Origin of the sequence: Lapidilactobacillus achengensis, assembly GCF_003946655.1 — a bacterium.
Classification (GTDB): domain Bacteria; phylum Bacillota; class Bacilli; order Lactobacillales; family Lactobacillaceae; genus Lapidilactobacillus; species Lapidilactobacillus achengensis.
This window is the reverse complement of sequence record NZ_RHOV01000002.1, coordinates 1-22221: the sequence shown is the minus strand read 5'-3', so window position 1 is coordinate 22221 and position 22221 is coordinate 1. Positions and strand designations below refer to the sequence as shown.

The 22221-nt window shown below is 49.0% G+C and carries 22 protein-coding genes and 1 pseudogene; 14 read left to right on the top strand and 9 right to left on the bottom strand.

What is annotated here, in order from left to right:
• Positions 1-446 precede the first annotated feature (446 nt).
• The 12 genes from EKM94_RS01475 (at position 447) to EKM94_RS01425 (ending at position 10712) form a co-directional block, all read left to right on the top strand.
• Positions 447-683: a hypothetical protein gene (locus EKM94_RS01475; RefSeq protein ID WP_125596456.1), complete on the top strand. Its 237-nt coding sequence runs from the start codon at positions 447-449 to the stop codon at positions 681-683.
• Complete coding sequence (locus EKM94_RS12730; protein WP_263853210.1) at positions 658-780, top strand: hypothetical protein; 123 nt, start codon at positions 658-660, stop codon at positions 778-780. The genes EKM94_RS01475 and EKM94_RS12730 overlap by 26 nt, the downstream gene beginning before the upstream one ends.
• Before the next feature lie 509 nt (positions 781-1289).
• Positions 1290-1964, top strand: a complete 675-nt coding sequence (locus EKM94_RS01470; RefSeq protein ID WP_125596453.1) for a response regulator transcription factor — start codon at positions 1290-1292, stop codon at positions 1962-1964.
• Between the two features lie 10 nt (positions 1965-1974).
• Positions 1975-3048: a sensor histidine kinase gene (locus EKM94_RS01465; protein WP_125596450.1), complete on the top strand. Its 1074-nt coding sequence runs from the start codon at positions 1975-1977 to the stop codon at positions 3046-3048.
• Entirely contained in the window at positions 3041-3853 is an 813-nt protein-coding gene (gene thiD / locus EKM94_RS01460; RefSeq protein WP_125596447.1) for a bifunctional hydroxymethylpyrimidine kinase/phosphomethylpyrimidine kinase, read from the top strand. The genes EKM94_RS01465 and thiD overlap by 8 nt, the downstream gene beginning before the upstream one ends.
• Before the next feature lie 300 nt (positions 3854-4153).
• Positions 4154-4930, top strand: coding sequence for an ABC transporter ATP-binding protein (locus EKM94_RS01455; RefSeq protein ID WP_125596444.1), 777 nt, complete (start codon positions 4154-4156; stop codon positions 4928-4930).
• Positions 4908-6968 (top strand): FtsX-like permease family protein, encoded by a 2061-nt coding sequence (locus EKM94_RS01450; protein WP_164511049.1) that lies wholly within the window; start codon positions 4908-4910, stop codon positions 6966-6968. The genes EKM94_RS01455 and EKM94_RS01450 overlap by 23 nt, the downstream gene beginning before the upstream one ends.
• Positions 6969-7010: 42 nt before the next feature.
• The gene (locus tag EKM94_RS01445) at positions 7011-7748 is read left to right on the top strand and encodes an MBL fold metallo-hydrolase (protein WP_125596438.1); all 738 of its coding nucleotides are present in this window, start codon (positions 7011-7013) and stop codon (positions 7746-7748) included.
• Positions 7749-8073: 325 nt separating this feature from the next.
• Positions 8074-8472: a transcriptional regulator SpxA gene (spxA, locus tag EKM94_RS01440; protein WP_125596435.1), complete on the top strand. Its 399-nt coding sequence runs from the start codon at positions 8074-8076 to the stop codon at positions 8470-8472.
• A 250-nt stretch (positions 8473-8722) separates the two neighbouring features.
• Positions 8723-9433 (top strand): adaptor protein MecA, encoded by a 711-nt coding sequence (locus EKM94_RS01435; protein WP_125596432.1) that lies wholly within the window; start codon positions 8723-8725, stop codon positions 9431-9433.
• Between the two features lie 109 nt (positions 9434-9542).
• Complete coding sequence (locus tag EKM94_RS01430) at positions 9543-9998, top strand: hypothetical protein (RefSeq protein ID WP_125596429.1); 456 nt, start codon at positions 9543-9545, stop codon at positions 9996-9998.
• Between the two features lie 348 nt (positions 9999-10346).
• The gene (locus EKM94_RS01425; protein WP_125596426.1) at positions 10347-10712 is read left to right on the top strand and encodes a hypothetical protein; all 366 of its coding nucleotides are present in this window, start codon (positions 10347-10349) and stop codon (positions 10710-10712) included.
• 855 nt (positions 10713-11567) lie between these two features.
• Here EKM94_RS01425 and EKM94_RS01420 read toward each other — a convergent pair.
• The 6 genes and pseudogenes from EKM94_RS01420 to EKM94_RS12725 all read right to left on the bottom strand — a co-directional run.
• A complete protein-coding gene (locus EKM94_RS01420) occupies positions 11568-12737 on the bottom strand; it encodes an MFS transporter (RefSeq protein ID WP_125596423.1) in 1170 nt (389 codons plus the stop codon).
• On the bottom strand, positions 12721-13854 hold the full coding sequence (locus tag EKM94_RS01415) for a biotin carboxylase (protein ID WP_125596420.1): 1134 nt from the start codon (positions 13852-13854) through the stop codon (positions 12721-12723). The genes EKM94_RS01420 and EKM94_RS01415 overlap by 17 nt, the downstream gene beginning before the upstream one ends.
• Positions 13851-15059, bottom strand: coding sequence for an ATP-grasp domain-containing protein (locus EKM94_RS01410; protein ID WP_125596416.1), 1209 nt, complete (start codon positions 15057-15059; stop codon positions 13851-13853). The genes EKM94_RS01415 and EKM94_RS01410 overlap by 4 nt, the downstream gene beginning before the upstream one ends.
• Positions 15059-16147: a hypothetical protein gene (locus EKM94_RS01405; protein ID WP_125596413.1), complete on the bottom strand. Its 1089-nt coding sequence runs from the start codon at positions 16145-16147 to the stop codon at positions 15059-15061. The genes EKM94_RS01410 and EKM94_RS01405 overlap by 1 nt, the downstream gene beginning before the upstream one ends.
• Before the next feature lie 248 nt (positions 16148-16395).
• Positions 16396-17613, bottom strand: a complete 1218-nt coding sequence (locus tag EKM94_RS01400; protein ID WP_263853209.1) for a UDP-N-acetylglucosamine 1-carboxyvinyltransferase — start codon at positions 17611-17613, stop codon at positions 16396-16398.
• Between the two features lie 231 nt (positions 17614-17844).
• A pseudogene (locus EKM94_RS12725) lies at positions 17845-17907 on the bottom strand (hypothetical protein); the annotation flags it as partial.
• A 158-nt stretch (positions 17908-18065) separates the two neighbouring features.
• On the opposite strand from EKM94_RS12725, the gene EKM94_RS01395 reads away from it, so the two are divergent.
• Positions 18066-19262, top strand: coding sequence for a competence protein CoiA (locus EKM94_RS01395; protein ID WP_125596410.1), 1197 nt, complete (start codon positions 18066-18068; stop codon positions 19260-19262).
• Positions 19263-19308: 46 nt separating this feature from the next.
• On the opposite strand, the gene EKM94_RS01390 is transcribed toward EKM94_RS01395, so the two are convergent.
• From EKM94_RS01390 to EKM94_RS12720, 3 genes are all read right to left on the bottom strand, one after another.
• Positions 19309-19938, bottom strand: coding sequence for a DsbA family protein (locus tag EKM94_RS01390; protein WP_225422128.1), 630 nt, complete (start codon positions 19936-19938; stop codon positions 19309-19311).
• A gap of 130 nt (positions 19939-20068) precedes the next feature.
• The gene (locus EKM94_RS01385; RefSeq protein ID WP_164511047.1) at positions 20069-20653 is read right to left on the bottom strand and encodes a CYTH domain-containing protein; all 585 of its coding nucleotides are present in this window, start codon (positions 20651-20653) and stop codon (positions 20069-20071) included.
• A 436-nt stretch (positions 20654-21089) separates the two neighbouring features.
• Complete coding sequence (locus tag EKM94_RS12720) at positions 21090-21218, bottom strand: hypothetical protein (RefSeq protein WP_263853208.1); 129 nt, start codon at positions 21216-21218, stop codon at positions 21090-21092.
• A 334-nt stretch (positions 21219-21552) separates the two neighbouring features.
• On the opposite strand from EKM94_RS12720, the gene EKM94_RS12715 reads away from it, so the two are divergent.
• Complete coding sequence (locus tag EKM94_RS12715) at positions 21553-21678, top strand: hypothetical protein (protein WP_263853207.1); 126 nt, start codon at positions 21553-21555, stop codon at positions 21676-21678.
• Positions 21679-22221: the final 543 nt, after the last annotated feature.

The window sequence follows — 22221 nt, the reverse complement described above, 5'->3', positions numbered from 1 at the left end:
TCGATGTGGACGCAACCGCCTCAGAACGTTTGTCGTGGCTGGAATGTGGTGGGCGCTGTTTTGAGCCAATCCGCCAAGGACAATTTCACCACTGAAACGTGTTCGCCGACCTAGCTTCTTCCGCTTAGCTACGCAACTATTCCGGAGGCACAAACCAGCCTCCAAAATAGTTGCTAGGCTAATGCTCAGAAGCTGACCAGGTCGGCTCTCACTCTAGATAGAGCCGCGCAGTCCCAGCCGGTTGCTGAACAGAATTGAGCCTATCTGTAATCGAGGCGAAGGATTTGACGAAGTGGTTTTGCAAGCTAGAGGTCAAACAATCACCCTTTTTTAGGGTGGTACGGCAATACCAACTGATCTGGATTAGGTAGTCGGGATATTTTGCATAGTCTGAACATCTCTACTTGTTTTCTTAACAATCTACTGGTGGAAACCGACAGATTCAATTGATTCGCCAAGATTATGCCCGAGTTCATCAGACAGACTGGTATGGTGTCACCAATTTAAAGCTGATGACCACTAACCATGGTCGTCAACTGCGTGGATCCTCATCAATTAGCGATAGCTTGCGGAGTGGCGAAATTCGGGGTGAGATCGCCGTGAAATTGTCCTTGGCGGCTCTGCCGCCTAGGACAAGGCTCAGCTTTGAGATTTTCGGTGCCCTTCCGAAAAGCTCAAAGTGACGCCCACAGCGAGCTCACCCCGAATTTCGCAGCGCAAGCTGCGGTCAAACAAATGACCATTTTGGGTGGTACGACAACACCAACGAATTCGGTTTAAGATACCGATATACTTTGCATAGGCCGAACAATTTCTCCTGCTTTCTTAACAATCATTGGGTGGAACCCGACCGAATTAGCCAATTCATCAAGATCATGTCCTAGTTCATCAGACAGACTGCGCTGGTGTCACCAATTTAAAGCTGATGACCACTAACCATGGTCGTCAACTGCGCGGTTCCCCATCAATTGGCGATAGCTTGCCGAGTGGCGTGAAATTCGGGGTGAGATCGCCGTGAAATTGTCCTTGGCGGCTCTGCCGCCTAGGACAAGGCTCAGCTTTGAGATTTTCGGTGCCCTTCCGAAAAGCTCAAAGTGACGCCCACAGCGAGCTCACCCCGAATTTCGCAGCGCAAGCTGCGGCCTTCATCGCGGACATCATTCAAACAAGTTCTCTCAACAATTAACGCCAAAAAAAGTCGGCGCAAACACTTTCCCAGTCGTCTCTGTATTGTATTTTTTCAGAAAAACCAGTAACATGAAGGCAGACCTTTTCAGCGGAGGATACAGATGTTTAAAATCATGATTATTGAAGATGACGCGACGATCGCCCAATTGATCGCCGAGAATCTTGAGAAATGGGATTTGAAGGCGTACATCATTCAGGACTTCAATCAAGTCATGCCCGAATTTACGGCGGCCAAACCTGATTTAGTCCTAATGGATATCAATTTGCCGGTTTTTGATGGCTTTCATTGGAATCAAAAGATCCGCGAAGTTTCGCAGATCCCGATCATTTTCATTTCGTCGCGCAACACCAACATGGACATGGTGATGGCGATGAATATGGGCGCCGACGATTTTGTCAATAAGCCCTTTTCGATGGAAGTCCTGTTGGCCAAGATCAATGCCTTGCTGCGGCGGACCTATGATTATCAAGATTCGAACGCGAATTTCTTGGAACATAATGGGCTGAAATTGAATTTGCAAAACGGCGATGCCCAGATCAAGGGGCAGACGATCAATCTTTCTAAAAATGAATATAAATTGTTGCAGTTCATGATGCGCCAACATGGCAAGATCATTTCGCGGGATCGGTTGTTGCGCGAGCTTTGGGATGATGAACGGTTCGTTGATGACAATACCTTGACGGTCAATGTGAACCGGTTGCGCCGGAAGATCGAAAAGGCGGGCATCGAAGACTATATCGTGACGAAGGTCGGGCAAGGGTACCTGATCCCTTGAGGTGGGAAAAATGACTTTTTGGAAATTTACGCGGGATCATTTCTTGCAGATCATTTTCTGGTTGCTGGGATTGTTGCTGTTTAATTTGGTGATCTGGCTCGATCCGTCAAATTCGATCGCGTTGGTCAATCTGCTTTATTTGGATCTGCTGTTGGTGATTTTTCTGGCGGTCTTTCTCTTTGTTTTATTTTGGAGTCGGCGTAGTTGGTACCGCCAAGTCGATGACCGGATCACCGATGCCGATAATATTTTGAATCAACCACTGATCAATCCCCAGCGCTGTGACGAACGACAAATCGCTCGTTATTCCGAAGTTTTATTGGAGACCCATCAACAGGTATTGAACAGTTTGGTCAATGAACAGGCGGATCAACGGGAATTTATCGATAGTTGGGTCCACGATATCAAAGTTCCGCTGGCGGCGTTGCGGTTGGTGGGCGATAGTTTGGAAGATGAGATCGGCGAACAGAAATATGATCAATTGGTCGAGGAAATCGACCGAATGAACCATTATGTTGAGGAAGTCTTGTATTATTCCCGGCTGAGTCATTTCGCGAATGATTATTTGATCCAAGAATATTCGCTGAAGGCGATCATCAATCCCGTCGTCCGCGATAATATGAATTATTTTATCCACAAAAAAATCCGTCTTGAACGAAAAAACTTGGATTATACAGTCTTGACCGATCAAAAATGGCTTAGTTTCATTATTCAGCAGATCATTGCCAATAGTTTGAAATATACGCCGCCAGCAGGCGAAATCACGATCGCGGTGGTTTCGGATCGCCGCGGTCTGGACTTGCAGATCACCGATACTGGCGTGGGGATCCCGGAAGCGGATCTGTCGCGGATCTTTGACAAGGGTTTTACCGGTGCCAATGGCCGCCACGCTGACACCCACGCCACCGGACTAGGGTTGTACTTGGCGCAGAAATTAGCGCAGAAGTTGGGACATCAGATCAGCGTATGCTCAACGGTCGGCGTGGGCACGACCTTGACGATCCACTTTCCGTTATTGAGTTATTATAATAGTCCTGATAGTCAAACTAGTTTTCTAGATAAAGAGGGGGAGTACGATGACTAATGAACAGATCCAAGTCGTGACCATCGCCGGCAATGATTCAGACGGCAGCGCCGGGATGCCGGCCGATTTGCATAGTTTTTTCATGCGTCATGTTTATGGCATGGGGATCCTGACGGCGGCGGTTTCGGGGAATTCCTACGGGATCGAAGCGGCCCAAGTTATGCCGGCGGAATTCATCGCCCAACAATTCGCGACTTTAGCCAAGGATTTCAAGATCCGGGCCGCGAAAACTGGCATGTTGGCGGATGCCACGGTGATCAATGTGGTGGCGGATTGCTATCAGAAATATGATTTCGGCCCCTTGGTGGTCGATCCCGTGATCATTACCAAGCACGGCGCGATGTTATTGGAAGAAGAAGCCTATCAAACTTTTCGCCGGCGGTTATTACCCTTGGCGACGGTGTTGACGCCGAACTTCTTTGAAGCGCAAAAACTGACCGGTCTAGAGCTAGCGACCGATGAACAGATCGTGACTGCAGCGCGGCAATTGCAAGCGGCCGGCGCGAAAAATGTGATGATCAAGGGCCGCCATGATGACGAGCACCAGCGTGAAGTTCGCGATTTTGTGCTGACTGCGACGGGCGAGTCCTTCTGGCTGGCGGAGCCCTACGTCAAAACCGATCATGTCAACGGCACTGGCGATTCATTGTCGGCCGTGATCGCGGCAGAATTGGCGAAAGGTCAGACCCCGGCAGCGGCGATCCGCTTGGCGAAGAAATTCGTTCATACGGCGATTGCCCAACCCATCGCGGTCGGTCATAAGTTTGGCCCGATCAACCATTGGGCGACAGCTGATTTCAAATAAGTTAGCGGTCAACGCGGTGGCGGCTGCGCGTTGGCAAATATTGGACGAATACCCTTGGTGGTGTTCGTTTTTTGTTGGTGGCGATTTCGCCGTGTGCGCCAGCAGGATAGAGCGGCTGGGACATCATGCTGGCCAACGAAGCTGCCAGGACGCTTCGCCCAGGACAACGATCAATCGTGGCCCTAACGAAAAGGCACTTGACCGCAAAGCTTCTTTCTGGTTACAAAAGTGTTAGTGTTGTCTTAGGACATTTCCGTGTAAAATGGAAGTGACGACGGTGGCATTGAGAAATGGGGAAGATTGATGCGAATGGCGGAAGTGAAACAAGTCAGCAAGAATTTCGGCGCGCGGCAGAACTTGGTCCGAGCGCTGAACAATATTAGTTTCAAGATCGAGCGCGGCGAATTCGTTGGGGTGATGGGACCATCAGGCGCCGGGAAAACCACATTGCTGAACGTGATGTCAACGATCGATCAGCCAACGATGGGGCGAATCTATTTGGCGGGACAGGAGATCACCACCTTGCCAGAACGAGATCTCGCTGAATTTCGGCGCAATAATATTGGTTTTATTTTTCAAGATTTCAATTTGTTGCCGGCTTTATCGGTCCGGGAGAACTTGGTTATGATCTTGTCGATGTTGCGCCTGCCCGCTGATCAGGTCGAGCAGCGGTTGGCTTATTTCAGCGAACGCTTGAACTTGGCCGAATTGATGAGCCGTTATCCCAATGAACTTTCGATGGGGCAGAAGCAACGGGTGGCGGCGGCGCGGGCTTTGATGACCCGTCCGCAGATCGTTTTCGCGGATGAACCTACCGGAAGTCTGGATTCCAAGTCCGCGACCGAGTTGTTGCAATACTTGGCCACGATCAATTTGGAAGACGAGACCACGATCATGATGGTGACCCATGACGCGTTTACGGCCAGTTATTGTAATCGGATCATTTTCATTAAGGATGGCGCCTTGTACGCTGAAGTCGTGCGTTCCGGCAGTCGGCGGCAATTTTTCCATCAGATCATTGATATGCAGGCGGCCATTGGTGGGGGTAATCTTAGTGATTTCAAAAATCGCCTTTAAGAATTTTCGCCAGCACTTGGCGGGGCGCGTGTTATATTTGGTGGCGATCGCCTTGTTGGTGATGATTTCTTACGACTGTTTGACCACGTTCGAAAATCCGATCATTTTAAAAATGAGTCGGCTCAATCCTATTTTAGGGACGCTATTGATTTTGTTAGTGGCCTTACTGGTTTTTAGTCTATTGATCATCTTCTACGCCAATCGGTTTTTTGTGCATCAACGCCATTCTGAGTTTGGACTCTTGATCGTCTCCGGTTTACCACGGGGTCGGATCGCGTGGCTGTTCTTTCTCGAGACGTTGCTAGGCGAGGTCTTAGCGCTATTGATGGGCTTGGTCTTAGGCCTGTTGACGAATAAATTGTTTGCCATGTTGCTGTTACGGTTCATGGGGATCAGTCAAGAAACGAACCATTGGTGGTCCTTGATCGGTCTGCGTGATGTCAGCGTGGCCTACTTGGTGATCTTCGCGATCGTCGGTGTATTGGATGCCATCCGCATCTTTCAGCTGCGCCCCGTGCGCCTACTTAATCCTGAACAAAGCGCGAGCCAACCGCTGACCGCGCCGTGGCTGGCCCGCTTTTTGGCCTGGCTGGGACCGGTGTTAGTCGCGGGGAGTTATTTGGCGATCTTCAAATTGAATTGGTTGAAGCCGTTTCGTTTGGCCGACCGTGCCTCGTTGAACACCTTATTGATTTTCATGGCGCTATTGTTAGGGGTGTGGTTTGTTTTTCGCGATACTTTACCCCAGCTTTGCGCACGTTTACGGCAATCGAAATGGGCTTATCGGCACCAGCGGATCCTTGACCTGGCGATGACGGGTAGCGAGTTTCGCCGCCATCATCAATCGCTGACCTTGACGACCGTTTTTGTCACGGCCTCGGTGGTGTTATTGGGGATCGCCGCGGTCAGTTACGCGGATAATTATCGCGACTTGGACGAGGAGGCGCCGGTGGATCTGGCCGTGGATCAGGCTTACCATGATCAAGTCGCCCAAGAGATCCGCGACCAAGGTGGCCAGTTGGAACGGCTGACCAGTATTCAAGTCAAGGCGGTCCCCGCGCAAATGATTGGGCCTCACAGCCGCGAGATCATGGGCCAGCGCAATATGCCGGTGGAAGTGATCTCGCTGGCGGCATACCGCCGGGTCCAGCGGCATCAACGGGGCCTGCCGCCATTGCAGCTCCAAGACCGCCAAGCACTTTACATTTCCTATAATTTCCAATACCAAAAATTACCCGCGCAGGTTTTGCGCCAGAATAAAATCAGATTCGCGCAACCGGGCCTGCCACAATTGACGATCAGTGATTATTCACGCCAATATCCCTTAGGTAATTCCTTGTTCTACGCGGATCTGCTGGTGGTGCCGGACGCGTTCTTTGATCAGTTGCAGACTGCGCCCGCACGCCAGTTAACCGGCTACCGGATCAAGAAAATGGCCCCGGACAGCGCCTTTCTACGGAAGATCGATCAGGCGTCCTTCGCCAGTAAGAATCTCCGAAAAATGGTCTACCACGTTGATTCCAGTTTGCGCCGTTCTTGGCTCAAACTCAGCGCCACGAGGCAGAAAAAGTCGGCGAATCTGATCAGTTATTCAAGCAATAGCTATTCTGTTCGAGGACCGTTCCAAGTCATGCTGCGGCGCTTTTTAGGCGTGGTGATCTTTGTCATCGTGTTATTGGCCTTATTGATGACTTTCGCCTGGGCCAGCGTCTTCTCCCTTCGGCAATTGTCTCAGGTCGAACAGAACCGTTTCGATTACCTGACCATGAAGAAACTAGGCGTGGCCGAAGACGAATTGCTACGCTATTCAGACCGGCAAAATCGGCGCGTCTTCTTGACCCCAGTGCTTTTTGGCATCGCCAATGGGCTCTTCATCATGCACTTTGTCGGCTGGCACTTGGATCATTTGCCGTTGAAACTATTGTATTTATTGACGTTGGTGGTCTTCCTCGTCTATTGGTTCTTCTATTTGTTCACAGCCTATAATTATCGCCGCTTGTTGCGGACAACGCAGATCTCCACGCAACGCTTGATTTGACGTGGCGCTAAAGCAGATCAATTCCTGAAAGGATGACAAAAAATGAAATTAACAGTCTTAGGTTATTACGGCGGCTATCCCACCGCCACAGCGGGGACAACCGGCTTCTTGATCGAAGAGGGCGCTTATCGTTTGCTGCTGGATTGTGGCAGCGGCGTCTTGAGTCAGTTGGAGCAGCGCTTGGATCCTTTGCAGTTGGACGCTGTTTTGCTGACCCATTATCATCACGATCATATCGCCGATGTTGGGGTGTTGCAGTATTATTGGCAATTGCGCCAAGGCGAGCGTCACGTGGCGGAGTTACCGATTTATGGGAATACAGAAGATCCTTTGAACTTTGCCAGTCTGACCTGGGCCGGTGCCACGGCGGGTCGGGCTTATGATCCGGACAAGACACTGACCTTAGGACCGTTGCGCCTGACTTTTTTGCGGACCGTTCATCCGGTCCCAACTTATGCGGTCCGCATTGAAAACGCAGAAAAAAAGGTGCTGGTTTTCACGGCCGATTCAGCTTATTTCCCTGAATTAGGAAAATTTGCCCGGGATGCGGATTTATTGATCACCGATACGAATTTCACTAACAATAAGTCAGGCCGCTTGTGGCACATGACGGCAGGCCAATCTGGGCAAATCGCGCAAACGGCTGGCGTCGGCCGCTTATTACTAAGCCATTTACCACAGCAAATTGAGCATCACCAACTGTTAGTAGAAGCGCAGGCAGCCGCGCCGACTATACCAATTGAATTGGCCGCGACTGGAAAAGAAATCAATTTAGGTTAGGTTTATTCAGGGGGTTTCAGTCGTTTTTGGAAAGCACTTTCATCGGCGCTACTTAGGCATCGTTCACAAGTGACAACATGTTAACCAAAGTTAATTATCGAAATTATAAGGTATTCTTAAGTGTTACATTAATGTTATACGAAGCGAATATCGTGATATTGCTTGATATATCAAGATTGTATATTTCTTAATTGAATCTTATATTTCAAATTCTTTACAATTATTTTGCCGAAAGGTCTAGATTTTTTTCTTAATTAGTGGGTATAATGTACTTGTGAATTGATAAGGATTATGTTCATAATCGCGTCATAAGGGAGCGAATGTCATGGTAAATTTATATACATCACCAAGTTGCACATCCTGCCGTAAAGCCCGTGCCTGGTTGAAAGAACATAATATACCGTTTGAAGAACGTAATATTTTCTCTGATCCGTTAAGCAAGGACGAAATCAAGCAAATCTTGCGCATGACCGAAGATGGTACAGAAGAAATCATTTCGACGCGGTCGAAGATTTTCCAAGAATTGGGAATCGACTTAGACGATTTGACCATGGACGAACTGTTGGATCTGGTTGAACAGAATCCCGGTTTGTTACGCCGACCGATCATCATGGATGATAAGCGGCTCCAAGTTGGTTACAATGAAGATGAGATCCGCCGCTTCCTCCCCCGGGAAGTACGGGCATTGGAATTGCAACAGGCACAACGAATGGCAGGTTACTAATTTAGTAGCTAGGCGACAAATATTAAAGTTAAGATATGGAATAACACTTTTTACTGTTGTTCCATATTTTTTTATGGTAAAATCGACAAGTCAACTTATTAATAGTTAGTGAGTTTAAGAGAATCACTTTTTCGGCGAAGAAAAGCCTGGGAGTGGTTTTCATAATGAGAACAGTGTAGTATACTGCAAGAATAGGGATATTGGCGACTTTTGCCAATAATCACTGGTCACAAGAAATGAGGTGGACCTAATGGAAATGGAACGGATCGATGAGAATACGATTCGCGTGATCCTTGGTCGCGAAGATTTAGAAGAGCGTGGTGTCAAGATCTTGGACCTGCTGGCCAATCATCAACAGATTGAGAAGTTCTTTTACAGCATTCTCGAAGAAGTTGACGCTGACCATATGTTTGCCGATAATGACGCCGTCACTTTTCAGGTGATGCCCAATAAAGGTGGGCTTGAGTTGTTGATCAGCAAGTTGGATGAAGATGAGCTGTCCGATCGAGAAGCCTTAGATTCCGCGTTGTCCCAACGGCGTAACCGCGGGAAACATCATCAAAACAAGAGTCAATTAGCCGCACTACAAAAAAAATTACAAAGTTCTGACGAAGATGATGATGAGGATAATCTCAGCCGTTATCTGGAAGATGAAGATGTGGACTATCGGCAAGTTGTCCTGGCGCTGCCTGATTTCGAAGCGATGATCCAACTCGCGGACGCGCTTCGTTTGGAATCCGGGATTTCGAATCTTTATCAATACCAAGGGCAATACTATCTGGAATTGGTGCTGTTTGTTGATGATCTCCACGATATTTCGGCGGAGGACGCCATCGCGATCGCCAATGAATATGGCGCGAAGACAGATGTTACCCCGGAAGTGCTCAGCGAATATGGCAAGAAGATCATGGACCAAGTGGCGTTACAGACGACGCGGCATTACTTTTTAGCTCAACATTAAGCGCAAGTTAGCATTTTTTTAAACAACAAACATTTTAAGCAGCCTGCCGGGGATCGGTAGGCTGCTTTTTGTGGCGCTTTGCTAAATGGAGTTGGGTGGTTTTTTGCGCATGATTGCAGGTGTGCTGGGTGTTGCGCGTGAGCGCAACCGGCTGGGACTGCTGTTGCGGACTGGAACGTGGTGGGCATCGTTTGAAGCCAATCCGCCAAGTGCGCGGCTTGTCTTCAAATCGAGCCTTGTCCTAAGCGGCAAAGCCGCCAAGGACAATTTCACCACTGAGCCGCGCAGTCCCAGCCGGTTGCTGGGCGGAATTGAGCTTATCTGTCATCGAAGATGGATATCTGACGAAGTGCTATTGCAAGCGAGCGGTCAAACAATTGCTCGCTTTTGTGGTGGTACAGCAATACCAACTGATTCCAGCAGTCTGTGCTTGATTGCAGGTTTGGGTGGGTTTGGATGGGGACGCAACCGGGTCGGGCCATTTGTGCGGCTGGAACGCAGTGGGCGTCGTTTTGAGCCAATCCGCAAAGCCCGCGGCTTGTCTCAAAATCGAGCTTTATTCTAAGCGGCAAAGCCGCAAAGAATAATTTCACCGCTGAGCCGCATGGCCCGACCCGGTTGCTGGGCAGAATTGAGCTTATCTGCAATCGAAGTTGGGTATCTGACGAAGTGCTTTTGCAAGCTAGAGGTTAAAACAACTGCCAATTTTTTTGGTGGGCGGCAATACCACCAGAATCGGATTAGCTGGTTGATATAGTTTGGGTTGGCTGGAAATCTTTACCAGTTTCCTCAACAATCCTTAGTTGGAACCCAACCAATTCAGCTGATTCATCAAGAACTTGCCTAAGTTCATCAAGTAGACTTTACTGGTGTCACCAATTTAAAGATCATAACCACTAACCACGGTCGTCAATTGCGTGGATTCCCATCAATTGACCATAGCTTGCCAGTCGGCGTGAGCGCTCAAACGACTGTTATAACGTTGAGCGGCTGGAGCGGAGAAATTCGGGGTGAGATCGCCGTGAAATTGTCCTTGGCGGCTCTGCCGCTTAGGACAAGGCTCAGCTTTGAGATTCGCGCGGGTTTCGCGAAGCTCAAAGTGACGCCCACAGCGAGCTCACCCCGAATTTCGCAGCGTAAACCGCGGCCAACCTACTTTTGGGGGTGGTACGGCAACACCAACAGATTTGGATTAGGAGATCGGTATACTTTGCGTCGGCCGAACAATTTGACTCATTTCCTTAACAATTCGTGGATGGAAACAAACCGATTCGGCTGATTCATCAAGAACTTGCCTCAGTTTATCAAACAGACTGTGCTGGTGTCACCAATTTAAGGCTTGTGACCACTAACCATGGTCGTCAATGGCGTGGATCCCCCATCAATTGACCATAGCTTGTCGATCGGCGTGAGTGCTCAAACGGCTGTTATAATGTTGAGCGGCTGGAGCGGAGCGTGGCGTTGAAACGTGTTCGCCGACCCAGCTTCTTCCGCTTAGCTACGCAATTGTTCCGGAAGCAAAGTGCGGCTTCCAAAACAATTGCTAGGCTAATGCTCAGAAGCTACCCGGGTCGGCTCACACTCTGGCGTTGGTGGTTCGTTTGCTTGTCTGGCGGAAGGTCGGGCTGGGGGTGAGTCAGCCGCGATATTATTGGGTTCTTCCTAAACTTTGGCGAAGACGCGATCAACACTGATATAGCAACTTTCAAGACAATGGTTCAATACTCCAACTAAATAAATTAGAGCGATAGGAGATAAATGCCCGCAGCAAACTAACCTATTGTCTAATGTTGAGTGTTGTAATTCCTCAAATTCCGGAAGCAAGAACATCGATTATTGAGAAATTTTAAGGTCATTCTCCAAACGTTAGAAAGAACCTATTATTGTTGGCGATTTATCGCCTACAATAAGGCCGAGCTTGAAGATTTTCGGTGGTTTTCCGAAAAGCTTCAAGTCGTGCCCGCAGCGTTCCACCACCCCCAGCCCGACCTGGAGCCCCACTACACCTGCCCACCACCAACGCCACGCGCAGCGCAAGCTGCGGACACGCTACTCTTGTCTGCGAATCCACCACTCCCAGCCTAATTCTCTCGGTGGACATGATTAGCCGCGGACTTAGGTATCCTATTTACAGCTACGACATAATTCGCCTTATAGCTGGGAAGCAGACAAGATAGATCAAGAGCTGGCCACAGCCAATCAATTGGAAAATTTGCCAAGATTTAAAGTCGATCAGCGCGGCAACCACACTGCCTAAGGGAATAAAGATACCGCTGATGGTAAAAATAATGCTAAAAACGCGACCAAGAAAGCGGGAATCGACGGAAGCCTGGAGATAGGACATTAGCGAGATATTGAAAGTTGTCACGGTGCTTGAAAATAAGCCAAAGAGAAGCAGGAGTAAAGGCTGCGAGGAACGCGCGAACCCAATCAGGATCAGCGCCAGGGATGCTGGTAATAATAAATGGAAGAAGGACTTAGGCGCCAGCTGGATTTTATAAATACTAACCAAAAGCGCGCCTAAAACACTGCCGAGGGATTGGGCAATCAAAATGTAGGCATAGATGTGCGAAAAACCAGAAAACGTCGCGGTAAAGGGTAGATAAAATGAATAAATCGCATCTAAGAAATTAAGAAACGCGCTGGAGATCAAGATGATCAGGAGGCCTTTTCTGCTGGCGATATAGTGAATCCCCGCCTTTAATCCGGTGAGAAAAGTTGCTTTGGCGGCGGGGACCTCATGTAAGATGACAAAGTTGCCTTCGCATAGGGCTGAAATGAAAAAAGAGAGCGCATCGATCAACATGCCGTATTTAAAGCCGAATTGTTTGATCACCAGCATGGCCAGCAGTGGCGCCGCGACCGCGATGAGCTCGGCAATTACTTTGGCGGTGGCGTTATAGCGATAGATACCCTTTTGACTTAACAAATCCTTCGTAATGGCTTTATAGGCCGGCACATTAAAGCTAAATAGCACGGCCAGTAAGGCGTTGATAATGATGAGTGCCCAAATATTCTGGGGATCATAGCATAAGAAGAGAAGGAAGGTCAGGGCGCCGGCAATTAGGTCGGTGGCGAGCAGGAGCCGTTTTCTATTGCCAAAATCGGCCAGGTGACCAGCAAAGAGATTAAAAATCAGCCTGATCAGCGCCTCGCTGGACTGATAAAATGTCATAAAAAAATTGGCGTTGAGCGCCAGTCCGGCGATCAATAGTTTATTGCCATAATCAAAGATGATATTGCCAAGGTTGGTGGTTTGCCCGCGGATAAGCAGCAAGCCGATATTTTTATTTTCTTTGTTCATGTTCGAAGTAACCTCGCAGTGACAGGAAGGTCTGGTTGAATTCACGATTTCCTGGTAGGCAAAAGACAAGGAGGTAGCGCAGATCCGCCAATGACTTGGCTCGTCGCGCTGGTTGTTGCGGATATTCCCTAAAGAAAGCTAACGGAACGGCTATTTCTGGAGGCGCTTGTTGACGACCGTTTTGGAAGATCGCCAAAGTTACCGCCAGACAAGTGGGGCTGCGCTGATAATCCTTAACTTGGGGGACAGCGGCGTTGTTGACCAAAGCCCAATAGGTCGCGAGGAGATCGAAATTAAAGGCCTGCTTGACCAGTAGCGGTATTTGACCACCGCCAAAACGCTTGCCGATCTCACAAAAACTGAGTTCATCAGTCTCAGTTCGATAAAAAAATTCAGCGTGAAACGGTTGGATCGTATCTGTGCCCAGCCTCGTTAGCACGGCTTGAGTGGCCGCTTCCAGTCGTTCAATCAAATGATCGTTGCTTTGATAGTGTGAATTGGTCCTAATCAAATTGAAAAAATCAGTCTTAATGGCTAGGATATTACCAACATATTCATGGGAGAAAAAATAGCCGATTTCGCCATTGATCGCGATGCCATCGCACGTAAACATGACATCAAACGTCTCAACAGTTTCCAGCAGGTACTCAGTCGAATTGAAATAATCAGGCACCGCTGTGACGATGGCGACGCCTCGGCCAGAGTCTTCGCGGCGGGGTTTGATGATAAATTTGGCCGGGAGCGCGTCAGTTGCGCAAGGGTCGATCAGGCTTGGTTGTTTGATTTTGGGCGCCAAAGTTTGCCGCATCATTTTTTTGTCCTTATAGGCATAGGCAATTTCCCAAGCGTTCTTGTCGTCGGTAAAGATTGCTTTCAAAATACCGACGAGATGGATCAGCCCCTCATCAAGGGAAAAAATATCGTCAATGCTCGGCTGACTTTTGAAGAACAATAGTAGCTCTAATAGGCTAAAATCGGCAACGGTGAAAACTTGCTGCTCGGCGAATCCCACGCTCAGATAGTTCTGGCGTTGCTGGCTGGGGCAGACGATCGCGAGTTGGTTAGCTGGTTGGAGCCCGATGCTTTCAGGCGAAAAACGATAGATGAAATATTTCATTGATCTTGATACCTCGTGTTTGCTTGCGCCCATTGTTCAGCCCGCAGTAACTGCGCTTTTACGCTACGAAAAGAAGCGCCGTAAACTGACAGCCCGATTACCGCATCGGCGCTGTGGGCCGCATTGCCGATCTGACTGCCAACGCGAACATATGCCACCTCATCAAAAATAGAAAATTCGGACTTCACCGCTTCAGTAAATTCTGGCAGAGCTTGGATCGTGCCGGCTTGTTTGGCCGTTAGCAGCCACCCGGTCACCGGATAGTCGCGCCTGATCGCCGGGAGTGGTTCTGCGCAAACCGAATAAATCAGGAGTTTAAGTGGGTTACAGGCCAGTTTGAATTCCAAGTTTTGGCGAATGCGGGCGCCACCGATCCTGCTCCCGATCTCCAGGAAGATGATCTCTTGACCGTCGAAGAACACTTCCAAATGAAAGAGAAAGGTTCCAGTTGGCGCCAGTTTTTTAACGAGATTAGTGGCGTATTGACTGAGTTCAAGATAGCTGGCATCCGTGTGATCCAAAGAGACTGCCGCCGCCGAAACACCGGCTTTGATCAACAGGGGGTTATAGATGTATCGTGCCGGTTCGCAATACAAAACCTGACCGTGGGCAATCAAGCCATCAATATGATAAATATCCGCATAAAGATACTGTTGGACCAGGAATGTTTGCTGAATCCAATCATGATCAGCCTGAAAGCGCGTCAAGTCTGCCTTTTCTTTCAAATGAAAGGTATTTACCGAACCGGCGCCATCCAATGGTTTGACAATCATATCAGGGTTGCGCTTAAAGAACGCTGCTAATGCGGCAGACGAAGAAACGACTTGTGAGTTGGGCACTTTAAAGCCAGCAGCGCTGACCCGCTGGACCATGGTCGCTTTATCGCGAAAAATTCGCGCCTCCGCAAGATTTTGCCCAGGTAAATTGAATGCCGTCCGTAATTTGCCGGCCAGTTCAATATCAAATTCGTCTAGTGCGATAATCGCGTCAAAATGCGCGTTTGTCATAAGTTCCCGGGCCTGACGTTCTCTAGCGAGTGGGTAATTTTTGACAAAAACGAGTGTGACATTGACCGGTTGATTCAGTTGAAAGGACGCCGCTTTGGCTTGGTCCGCGATGATGGTGTAGTCATGCTGTGGCGCCAGACATTGATAAATATCTGTATATTGTTCGCGGTACGGATGAAAAATCAAGATGTGTTTCATTAGCGATACCTCGCGATAGGATCGACGTAGATGTTTTCAGACGGATTTCGATGATAAGCGAAATTGCTGGGCAATTTTGGTAAAACTAGAGTTGGATCGATTCTCGCTTTAAATAGTTGATAGGGGATCCCCAACGTTTGATAGGCGTAATCAGCGGTGACTGGCTGGCGGCTTCGTTGAACCTGACGGATGGATTTCTCAAGGCTAGCAAGAAAGTCCTCGTAAAGTGGACTCAGAAATTCCGCGAGGGTGGGAAAGTTCTGGAGGATCGCGGTCACGCTGATCTGGTGGTAGGTGCACTCTGAAAATATTTCGCGGGCCAACTTTTTAATGGTGTAATGCTGTTTCTTATTGCCGGCATTGCCAACGGCCTGGTGTAAGATCCGAATGGCCTCAAGCTGACTCATCAGAAAATGGGTCAGCTCGTGGTTTTCAACCGAGCGAAACACTTTCAGATAAAGTGAGTGATAGTGTGCCGTTTCGAATAATGATTTGGCATGCTCGTTGATCATCGTTGATCTTAACGGGAAGAACACACTATCGAGTTGCGCCAGATTGCCGCCTTGATAATCAACGAGTACAAAATTGGCGACCGTGACCAGGCCGTTATTGAATTTGACACACACCTTGAGATAGTAATGCTGGCCGGGAATCGGCAACGCGCAAATCAGGCGTTCTCGCGGTATTTCAATTACGTTTGCCGATATTTCGCGGCTATTTGTTGCAATGGACTGGATGTCCGGCACGATCACATAAATGTCGCTGGCGCTAATCCAGGGATCCAAGATAGTCCGGATAAACTCGGCGATGACCGGCGCAAAAGAGACCGGCTCAAACGAAAAAAGACTAATTAATTCTTGGCAAGGACTCGCGAGGGGATTTACCAGATTGGCGGGATAAACATTTCTAAAGCAAAGTTGCTCTTTATAGAAAAATCCCTGCGGTTGTTCCGCGAATTTTGCTAATTCGTCTTGAATCGGAGAAAAGGTGAATAGGTTCTTGCCGGATCTAACTAAGGGGGAGGCGGGTAAGAATCTAGCCTTGAATGTTTGGCAGATCTGCTCACGCCAAAAGATATTCGCGTCCATCGATTTTTCCTTTCCGGGTAACTCATGCTGATTCTGTCCATTAAGTGACCCTCAACGATTTTCTAGGTCCTGCTATCAGGCAGGTGGGATCAGTGTCGATCCCATCAGACGCGCTTGTTTGAGCGGGTGATGGGGGGATCTGCCGGCCAGCAGCCAGATTTATGCTTGGACAACTGCCCAGAAGGCCTATTTTTTGACTTGGTCGTTTGATGAATTTTTCAGAGCCAAAATCTAACTAACAACTTCGCCTAGCGATAGATGTCGCCTTCATAACCGCTCAAGCTTAAAGCGCTTTGAATATTTCCGAAGCCCCGTAAAAGCTGATCATAGTTTAGTAAGACCGCGGCAGGAATCTGCGTATGGGCAAGACCCATGATAATTGCCATCCCGGCGCGGATATCATTTAAGTCGAACACGCCATTTTGATTGGATGTGGGCTTTGACCGCGGCTGTGTTTTTAGGGCGCCGTTTCTTAGCGATTTAAGATTAATCCCTAATTTCTGCAATTCGGGAATATGACTGGATCGATTGCCAAATACTTCATCCAACAAAATCGCTGGAATATTGTGGAAGGCCAAGAATTCCGAGATGATCGGTCCTAAATCTGTGGTGATCTGTGGAGGCGGGCCGAGGCGCAAAAATTCAAAATATTCCTGATTGATCGGGGCGACTTTACGGAAAATCAAGGCATGATCGACCTCAGCCAGCGCTAAGCCAAAGTTTTCAAAAAGCTCCGCGTAATTTGGGGGAATCTCACTAATCGTCACGTTGGTAAAGGCGATTGTTTCCAAGCGATCCCAGAGCAGCAAGACATAGGAAACAAGCATCGTCATGTCTGGGGGGAGTGTGACCTGACAGTCTCTAGCCGCCAGCGCGTCGACCGCGGGTAGCAAAATTCTGTCTGGCGCTGTATGAATAACGACGCGATTGGTCGACCTTTCCAACAAGGAAATCAGAAAGAGAATCGTGGGATCCTGTGATAGGCCGTTTATTTTGAGCGCATTCGGGTAAACATAGGCCAAACTAAGCGCGTTGAAGAAGGCGCCGACACTTTTGCTACCATCGCCGTAGCAATTCAGAACCAGATTGCGATTCAGCGTGTCCTTCTTTTCCGCGTAGAAAGTATGCGCGCTGGCATCATATTGATAATTCGAAATCGTCGCCAGGATCTCCAAATGTAAATCAATCGGACGATCACAAAAATCATCGCCACCGGGAAAGCTGAAAAGAAGCTGATGGTATTTGTAGGTCAAAGCCGAGATGACGCCGATACTGGCACGACTGACTTTATTTAACATCGTGATATTAAATGGGGCAGCCTCAGCCGTTAATGTAATGGTATCCCGTGAAATATTCGCATCTGTCCAGCCGTTGTTGGCAAAAATATATAAGACATTAAGAAAATCAAGCGCGGTTGGGCAATTATGGATCGTTAGCGCGTTCTGGTTGAGGAAAAGACTTGACAACAAAGCATGAACACCAACAACCTTATCGCCTTCAATTTTAACGTTGTGCCTAATTTCGTCATGGACCGGGACCGCCTTGATAGCCCGAGAAAAATGACTAGCGATTTTTTTAGAATTATCAATGTTGTTATAGTCGGATGAAAGAGTGATCGATTGATTCAAATTATTTTCTAAGTCTTCAAAAGAAATTTCGAGTATTTTTGCATATTTTAGCAGTTCATCAACGTCAATATTGCGAGATTCTTGCTCCCAATTAGAAATTGCTTGCCGGCTAACCTTAAGCTCCTTGGCAATAAAATCTTGAGTGAAGCCTAAGGCAATTCTTTTTTTCTCAGGAAATCACCAATCATCTGCGCCACCTCTATTTTCATAATGTAATATCTTATAAATAATCTTAATTCTCATTTAATCACAATGCAAGCAACATTCTGTTGCGTCGAGGCAAACGCAGATTGTGGATTTTTTCGGGGCAGGCGGCGGCGTTGGCGTATTTAGTCAGAGGTGATCAGAATATGTATGCAGCCCTGGATGAGCGAGGACAGTTGACCCAAGCAGCAACACAAGTGATTGAAAGCGAAGCCGACTTACGGGCCAAAGCCGGTGGCGCGGCGCATTTTTATTGTCCCCGTTGTCGGCAGCCAGTTCAGTTGGTGCGCGCACGCACGGGACGTCCCTTTTTCCGTCATGTGGGTCGGACTGGGTTGGGACCCAATGAGACTGCCCGCCATCGCGCCGGTAAGCAAACCTTGCAACAGGAGTTGGCCGCGTTGCAGGTCGTTAGCGAGTTGGAAGTGGTTTTACCCTTGAAAGTGGCTGGGGCAGAGGTGGACAGCCCAGCGGAGAAGAGGCCAGGGGAAGTGGTCGCGCCGCTGGTGACTGCAGCGGGCGCCCAACCGCGGCCGCTCCAGCAAGACGCGCGAGAAGGCGAACAGCGGCGCGCGGATGTTTTGTGGCAACACGGCGCTCACCTGTGGGCCTTTGAATTCCAATGCGCGCCCTTGGAGTTGGCTGAGCTGCGGCAACGGCATGAAGATTATCAGCGCTGGCGGATCAGGGAACAATGGTTGTTGGGGGCAACCTATTTGTCACAACGGCGTCCCAGTCAAGGCGCCTTGAAATTCATGGCCTATCAAGCCCACTGGGGTTACTATTTGGCGTTCTGGCAACCCGAGCGGCGCCAAATCCAATTGTTTTATCACTGCCAGTTTCGTCCGCCGCGGACCCAATTGCTCTATCAGGTCAGGATGCTAAGCCTAGGGGAATTTCTGCAGGGCGCCAGCCAAAACCGCCGTCCGCCGGCGCAATTGCCGCCGAATCAGCCCTGGTTTGATCCCCGACCTTGGTTGGGCCAACAACTAGCGCTGAAACAACCGCGCTGGCTGACGTATCAAGGGCGCTGTTACCAGCAAGGCTGGGATTTGCAAAAATTGCCCACCGCCTTATGGTTGCCCCAATGTTTGCCCCCGGTTGTGGGGCACTGGCCTGATTTATTAGGGCGGCAATTGGACTACTGGTTCGCCACCGGCGGCCTGACCCGATCCCAGCAACGACATTTGCTCAGCGGCAGTCGCTGGCCATTGTTGACCACGGAATTGGCCCCCAGTAGCGGCCGCAGCCAACAAAAAAACCACTGCCGCCGCGAGCAATAGCACCCGCGGAACACTGGTTTGAAAAGCAAATTTGAATGAGTTCGGCCTAAATTAGATGTAATTGAGCCCGGTTGGCATTCAAAAGTTTAAGAAAAGGCTTTTGGTTGATCGTTTGTTGTTGCGGCAACTGCTTGGCTAAGATCTGATCGATCAGATCCTCGGTAACCGCGCCGTTGATCAAAATACCGTCGCCGTTGATATTTTGTCGGTAATCGATAAAAACCGTTGACGGTGTTTTCTTCACACCGAGATTGTTGGCCAGCTGCCGATCCGCTTCACACAGATCTTTGGCCAATTGACTGACTCGATCGGTGAAGAAAGTCTGCTCGTCCAAATGGACTTCGCGGGCGATCGTGTGGATCAAGTCATCGGAATAGCAATCGAGTCCTTCGTTAAGGTGGTCTTGCAGGCTCATTGTAAACGCCCGCGCCTTCTTATTTCCCTGGAACGAGGCAGCCTTATAGTCAAGCATCGACTGAAAGGTGATCGCCATGACCTGATTGCGCAGAATCAAATCACGGGTATCCAGCTGATTTCGCTCTAGGAAATCGGTGACAACATTCATGTTAGTGATGGGCACCAAATTCGGCTGAACCTTCAGCCGATGTTGCTTTAAGCCGCGAATGATGTTGACTTCGGTGTTCAAACATAAGCCACCAATCGGATTCGCAAACATAAATATCTCTAGCAAAAGTATTTCCCCCATGCTGATAAAACCTAAACAATAACAACCAAATTAGCGAATACGACAATGATACTTCAAAATCTAACTTAATTCTAGCCTTAAAAATTTTAGACTTCAAATTTTATAACTGTGAAATTGCACGCATTACCTTATTGACGACCGGGCGTTGGGGCACCGAAAAACGTTGCAAGAGCTGATGGTAAAAGGGCTCAGCTACTGCAATCTCGGTGGTTTCCAACTCCAATTCGAAATCCTGCTGGCCATTGGGATATGTCGTTTGATCCAAGGTCAATTGGCCTGCGGGTAATAAGGCGATCCTGCGCTGAGTCACACCCTGGGCGATGATCTGCAATGTGGTTGTCGGTAGTTTCCGCTCTTGCAACGCCGCCGCCACTTGCCCGGTGGTGGCGATCGTTTGTGTCGCGGTCAAAGCCCGCGCTTGGCCAACGGTCAAAGGATCGGTGATTTCAACCAATTCATGATGCGCGGCAGTCGTGATCGTTGCCGGAACCTTCAAAGTTTGCTCGGCGCGATCTTGATAGATGCGGATCCGCAAACCACAATGTTGCTGGTGCAATTGGCGCGCAGCTGTATCATAATAGTAATTCGCTTGCAGAAAGGCCGGCGCGAATGGATAGGCCGACTTGATCTGCTGAAACTCATTCTGGAGCAGGAGATTTTTGAACTCAACTTCCACGGATGTCATTTGGCCCACTCCCTTCCAGAAGGTCATTGTACCATTTTCAGGTGGTGATTTGCATTAAATTTGATTAGTAATGGTTGGGTTAGAACTTGCTGTAAACAGGGTTGGCGGCGACCTGACTAGACATGTTGGGCTGTGTTTGGTGGTTTGAGGGTGGCGCTGCATAATAATCGATGATCACCGCTGCTTGCAAAAGACCGCTGCTTGCAAAAGTAGGTTGGCCGCGGCTTGCGCTGCGCGTGGCGTTGGTGGATGGCAGATGTGGTGGGGCTCCAGGTCGGGCTGGGGGTGGTGGAACGCGGCGGGCACGATTTTGAGCTTTTCGGAAACCCACCGAAAATCTCAAAACTCGGCCTTATTGTAGGCGATAAATCGCCAACAATAATATCGCGGCTGACTCACCCCCAGCCCGACCTTCCGCCAACTAGTAAACGATCCATCAACGCCACGCTCCGCTCCAGCCGCTCAACGTTATAACAGCCGTTTGAGCACTCACACCAGTGCAGTCCATCTGATAAACAGAACTAGTTCTCAGTGAAACAACTGAATCGGTTGGCCTTCCACCCAAGGATTGTTACGGAAACGAATAGAGATGTGCAGCCTACGCAAAATGGCCCGACCTCCTAATCCAGATCAGTTGGCATTGCCGTACCACCCCAAAAAGTGGGCGATTGGTTGACCGCTCACTTGCAAGAGCACTTCGTCAAATCCTTCGCCTCGATTGCAGATAAGCTCAATTCTGCCTAGCAACCGGCTGGGACTGCGCGGCTCTATCTAGAGTGAGAACCGACCTGGTCAGCTTCTGAGCATTAGCCTAGCAACCATTTTGGAGGCTGGTTTGTGCCTCCGGAATAGTTGCGTAGCTAAGCGGAAGAAGCTAGGTCGGCGAACACGTTTCAGTGGTGAAATTGTCCTTGGCGGCTTTGTCGCTTAGAACAAGGCCTGATTTTGAGACAAGCCGCGCTTTTTGCGGATTGGCTCAAAACAGCGCCCACCACGTTCCAAACAGAGCGAACCGACCCGTTTAGCTCCTGAGCATTAGCCTAGCAATTGTTTTGGAAGCTGCATTTTGCTTCCGGAACAATTGAGTAGCTAAGCGCAGGAAGCTGGGGGGGAGCACGTTTCCAGCCCGCATCAGCAGTCCCAGCCGGTTGCGCTCACGCACAACACCCACCCACACCTGCAATCGCTTGAGGAAATCTCGAACAGAGGCCACGCTGATAAGAATTAACGTAAAACAATAGAACGTCGTTGATTCCCAATTCAAGTAACTTGCGTCGATAATTGAGGTCAAAGCAATGCAGACTGCTTTTATGACCGGTTGTGTGTTAAAATAATAAGTGGACTGTAATAGAGTGAGGACTACGCTAGTCAACCACCCGTGACTAAAGTCACAGGCTTGTGAGAGCATCGCCTAACGGTGACACGACCACAATTTGCTTAGATACAGCCATCGCCTGCAAGCAGGTCTTACGTGCTAATTACCAAAGCCTTTAGAGTCCGCAGGTTGCCAGACGGACTGTGATTCTTAGTTAAGGGCTAAGCCTTTAGCCAAGATATTTTTAGCAGCG

What these genes read in the sequence shown, in the direction of transcription:
- EKM94_RS01465 (WP_125596450.1), top strand. Translation starts at nt 1,975, where the DNA reads ATGACTTTTTGGAAATTTACGCGGGATCATTTCTTGCAGATCATTTTC.
- EKM94_RS01385 (WP_164511047.1), bottom strand. Translation starts at nt 20,653, where the DNA reads ATGACATCCGTGGAAGTTGAGTTCAAAAATCTCCTGCTCCAGAATGAG.
- EKM94_RS01430 (WP_125596429.1), top strand. Translation starts at nt 9,543, where the DNA reads ATGATTGCAGGTGTGCTGGGTGTTGCGCGTGAGCGCAACCGGCTGGGA.
- spxA (WP_125596435.1), top strand. Translation starts at nt 8,074, where the DNA reads ATGGTAAATTTATATACATCACCAAGTTGCACATCCTGCCGTAAAGCC.
- EKM94_RS01405 (WP_125596413.1), bottom strand. Translation starts at nt 16,147, where the DNA reads ATGGACGCGAATATCTTTTGGCGTGAGCAGATCTGCCAAACATTCAAG.
- EKM94_RS01435 (WP_125596432.1), top strand. Translation starts at nt 8,723, where the DNA reads ATGGAAATGGAACGGATCGATGAGAATACGATTCGCGTGATCCTTGGT.
- EKM94_RS01470 (WP_125596453.1), top strand. Translation starts at nt 1,290, where the DNA reads ATGTTTAAAATCATGATTATTGAAGATGACGCGACGATCGCCCAATTG.
- EKM94_RS01415 (WP_125596420.1), bottom strand. Translation starts at nt 13,854, where the DNA reads ATGAAATATTTCATCTATCGTTTTTCGCCTGAAAGCATCGGGCTCCAA.
- EKM94_RS01390 (WP_225422128.1), bottom strand. Translation starts at nt 19,938, where the DNA reads ATGTTTGCGAATCCGATTGGTGGCTTATGTTTGAACACCGAAGTCAAC.
- EKM94_RS01410 (WP_125596416.1), bottom strand. Translation starts at nt 15,059, where the DNA reads ATGAAACACATCTTGATTTTTCATCCGTACCGCGAACAATATACAGAT.
- EKM94_RS01445 (WP_125596438.1), top strand. Translation starts at nt 7,011, where the DNA reads ATGAAATTAACAGTCTTAGGTTATTACGGCGGCTATCCCACCGCCACA.
- EKM94_RS01420 (WP_125596423.1), bottom strand. Translation starts at nt 12,737, where the DNA reads ATGAACAAAGAAAATAAAAATATCGGCTTGCTGCTTATCCGCGGGCAA.
- thiD (WP_125596447.1), top strand. Translation starts at nt 3,041, where the DNA reads ATGACTAATGAACAGATCCAAGTCGTGACCATCGCCGGCAATGATTCA.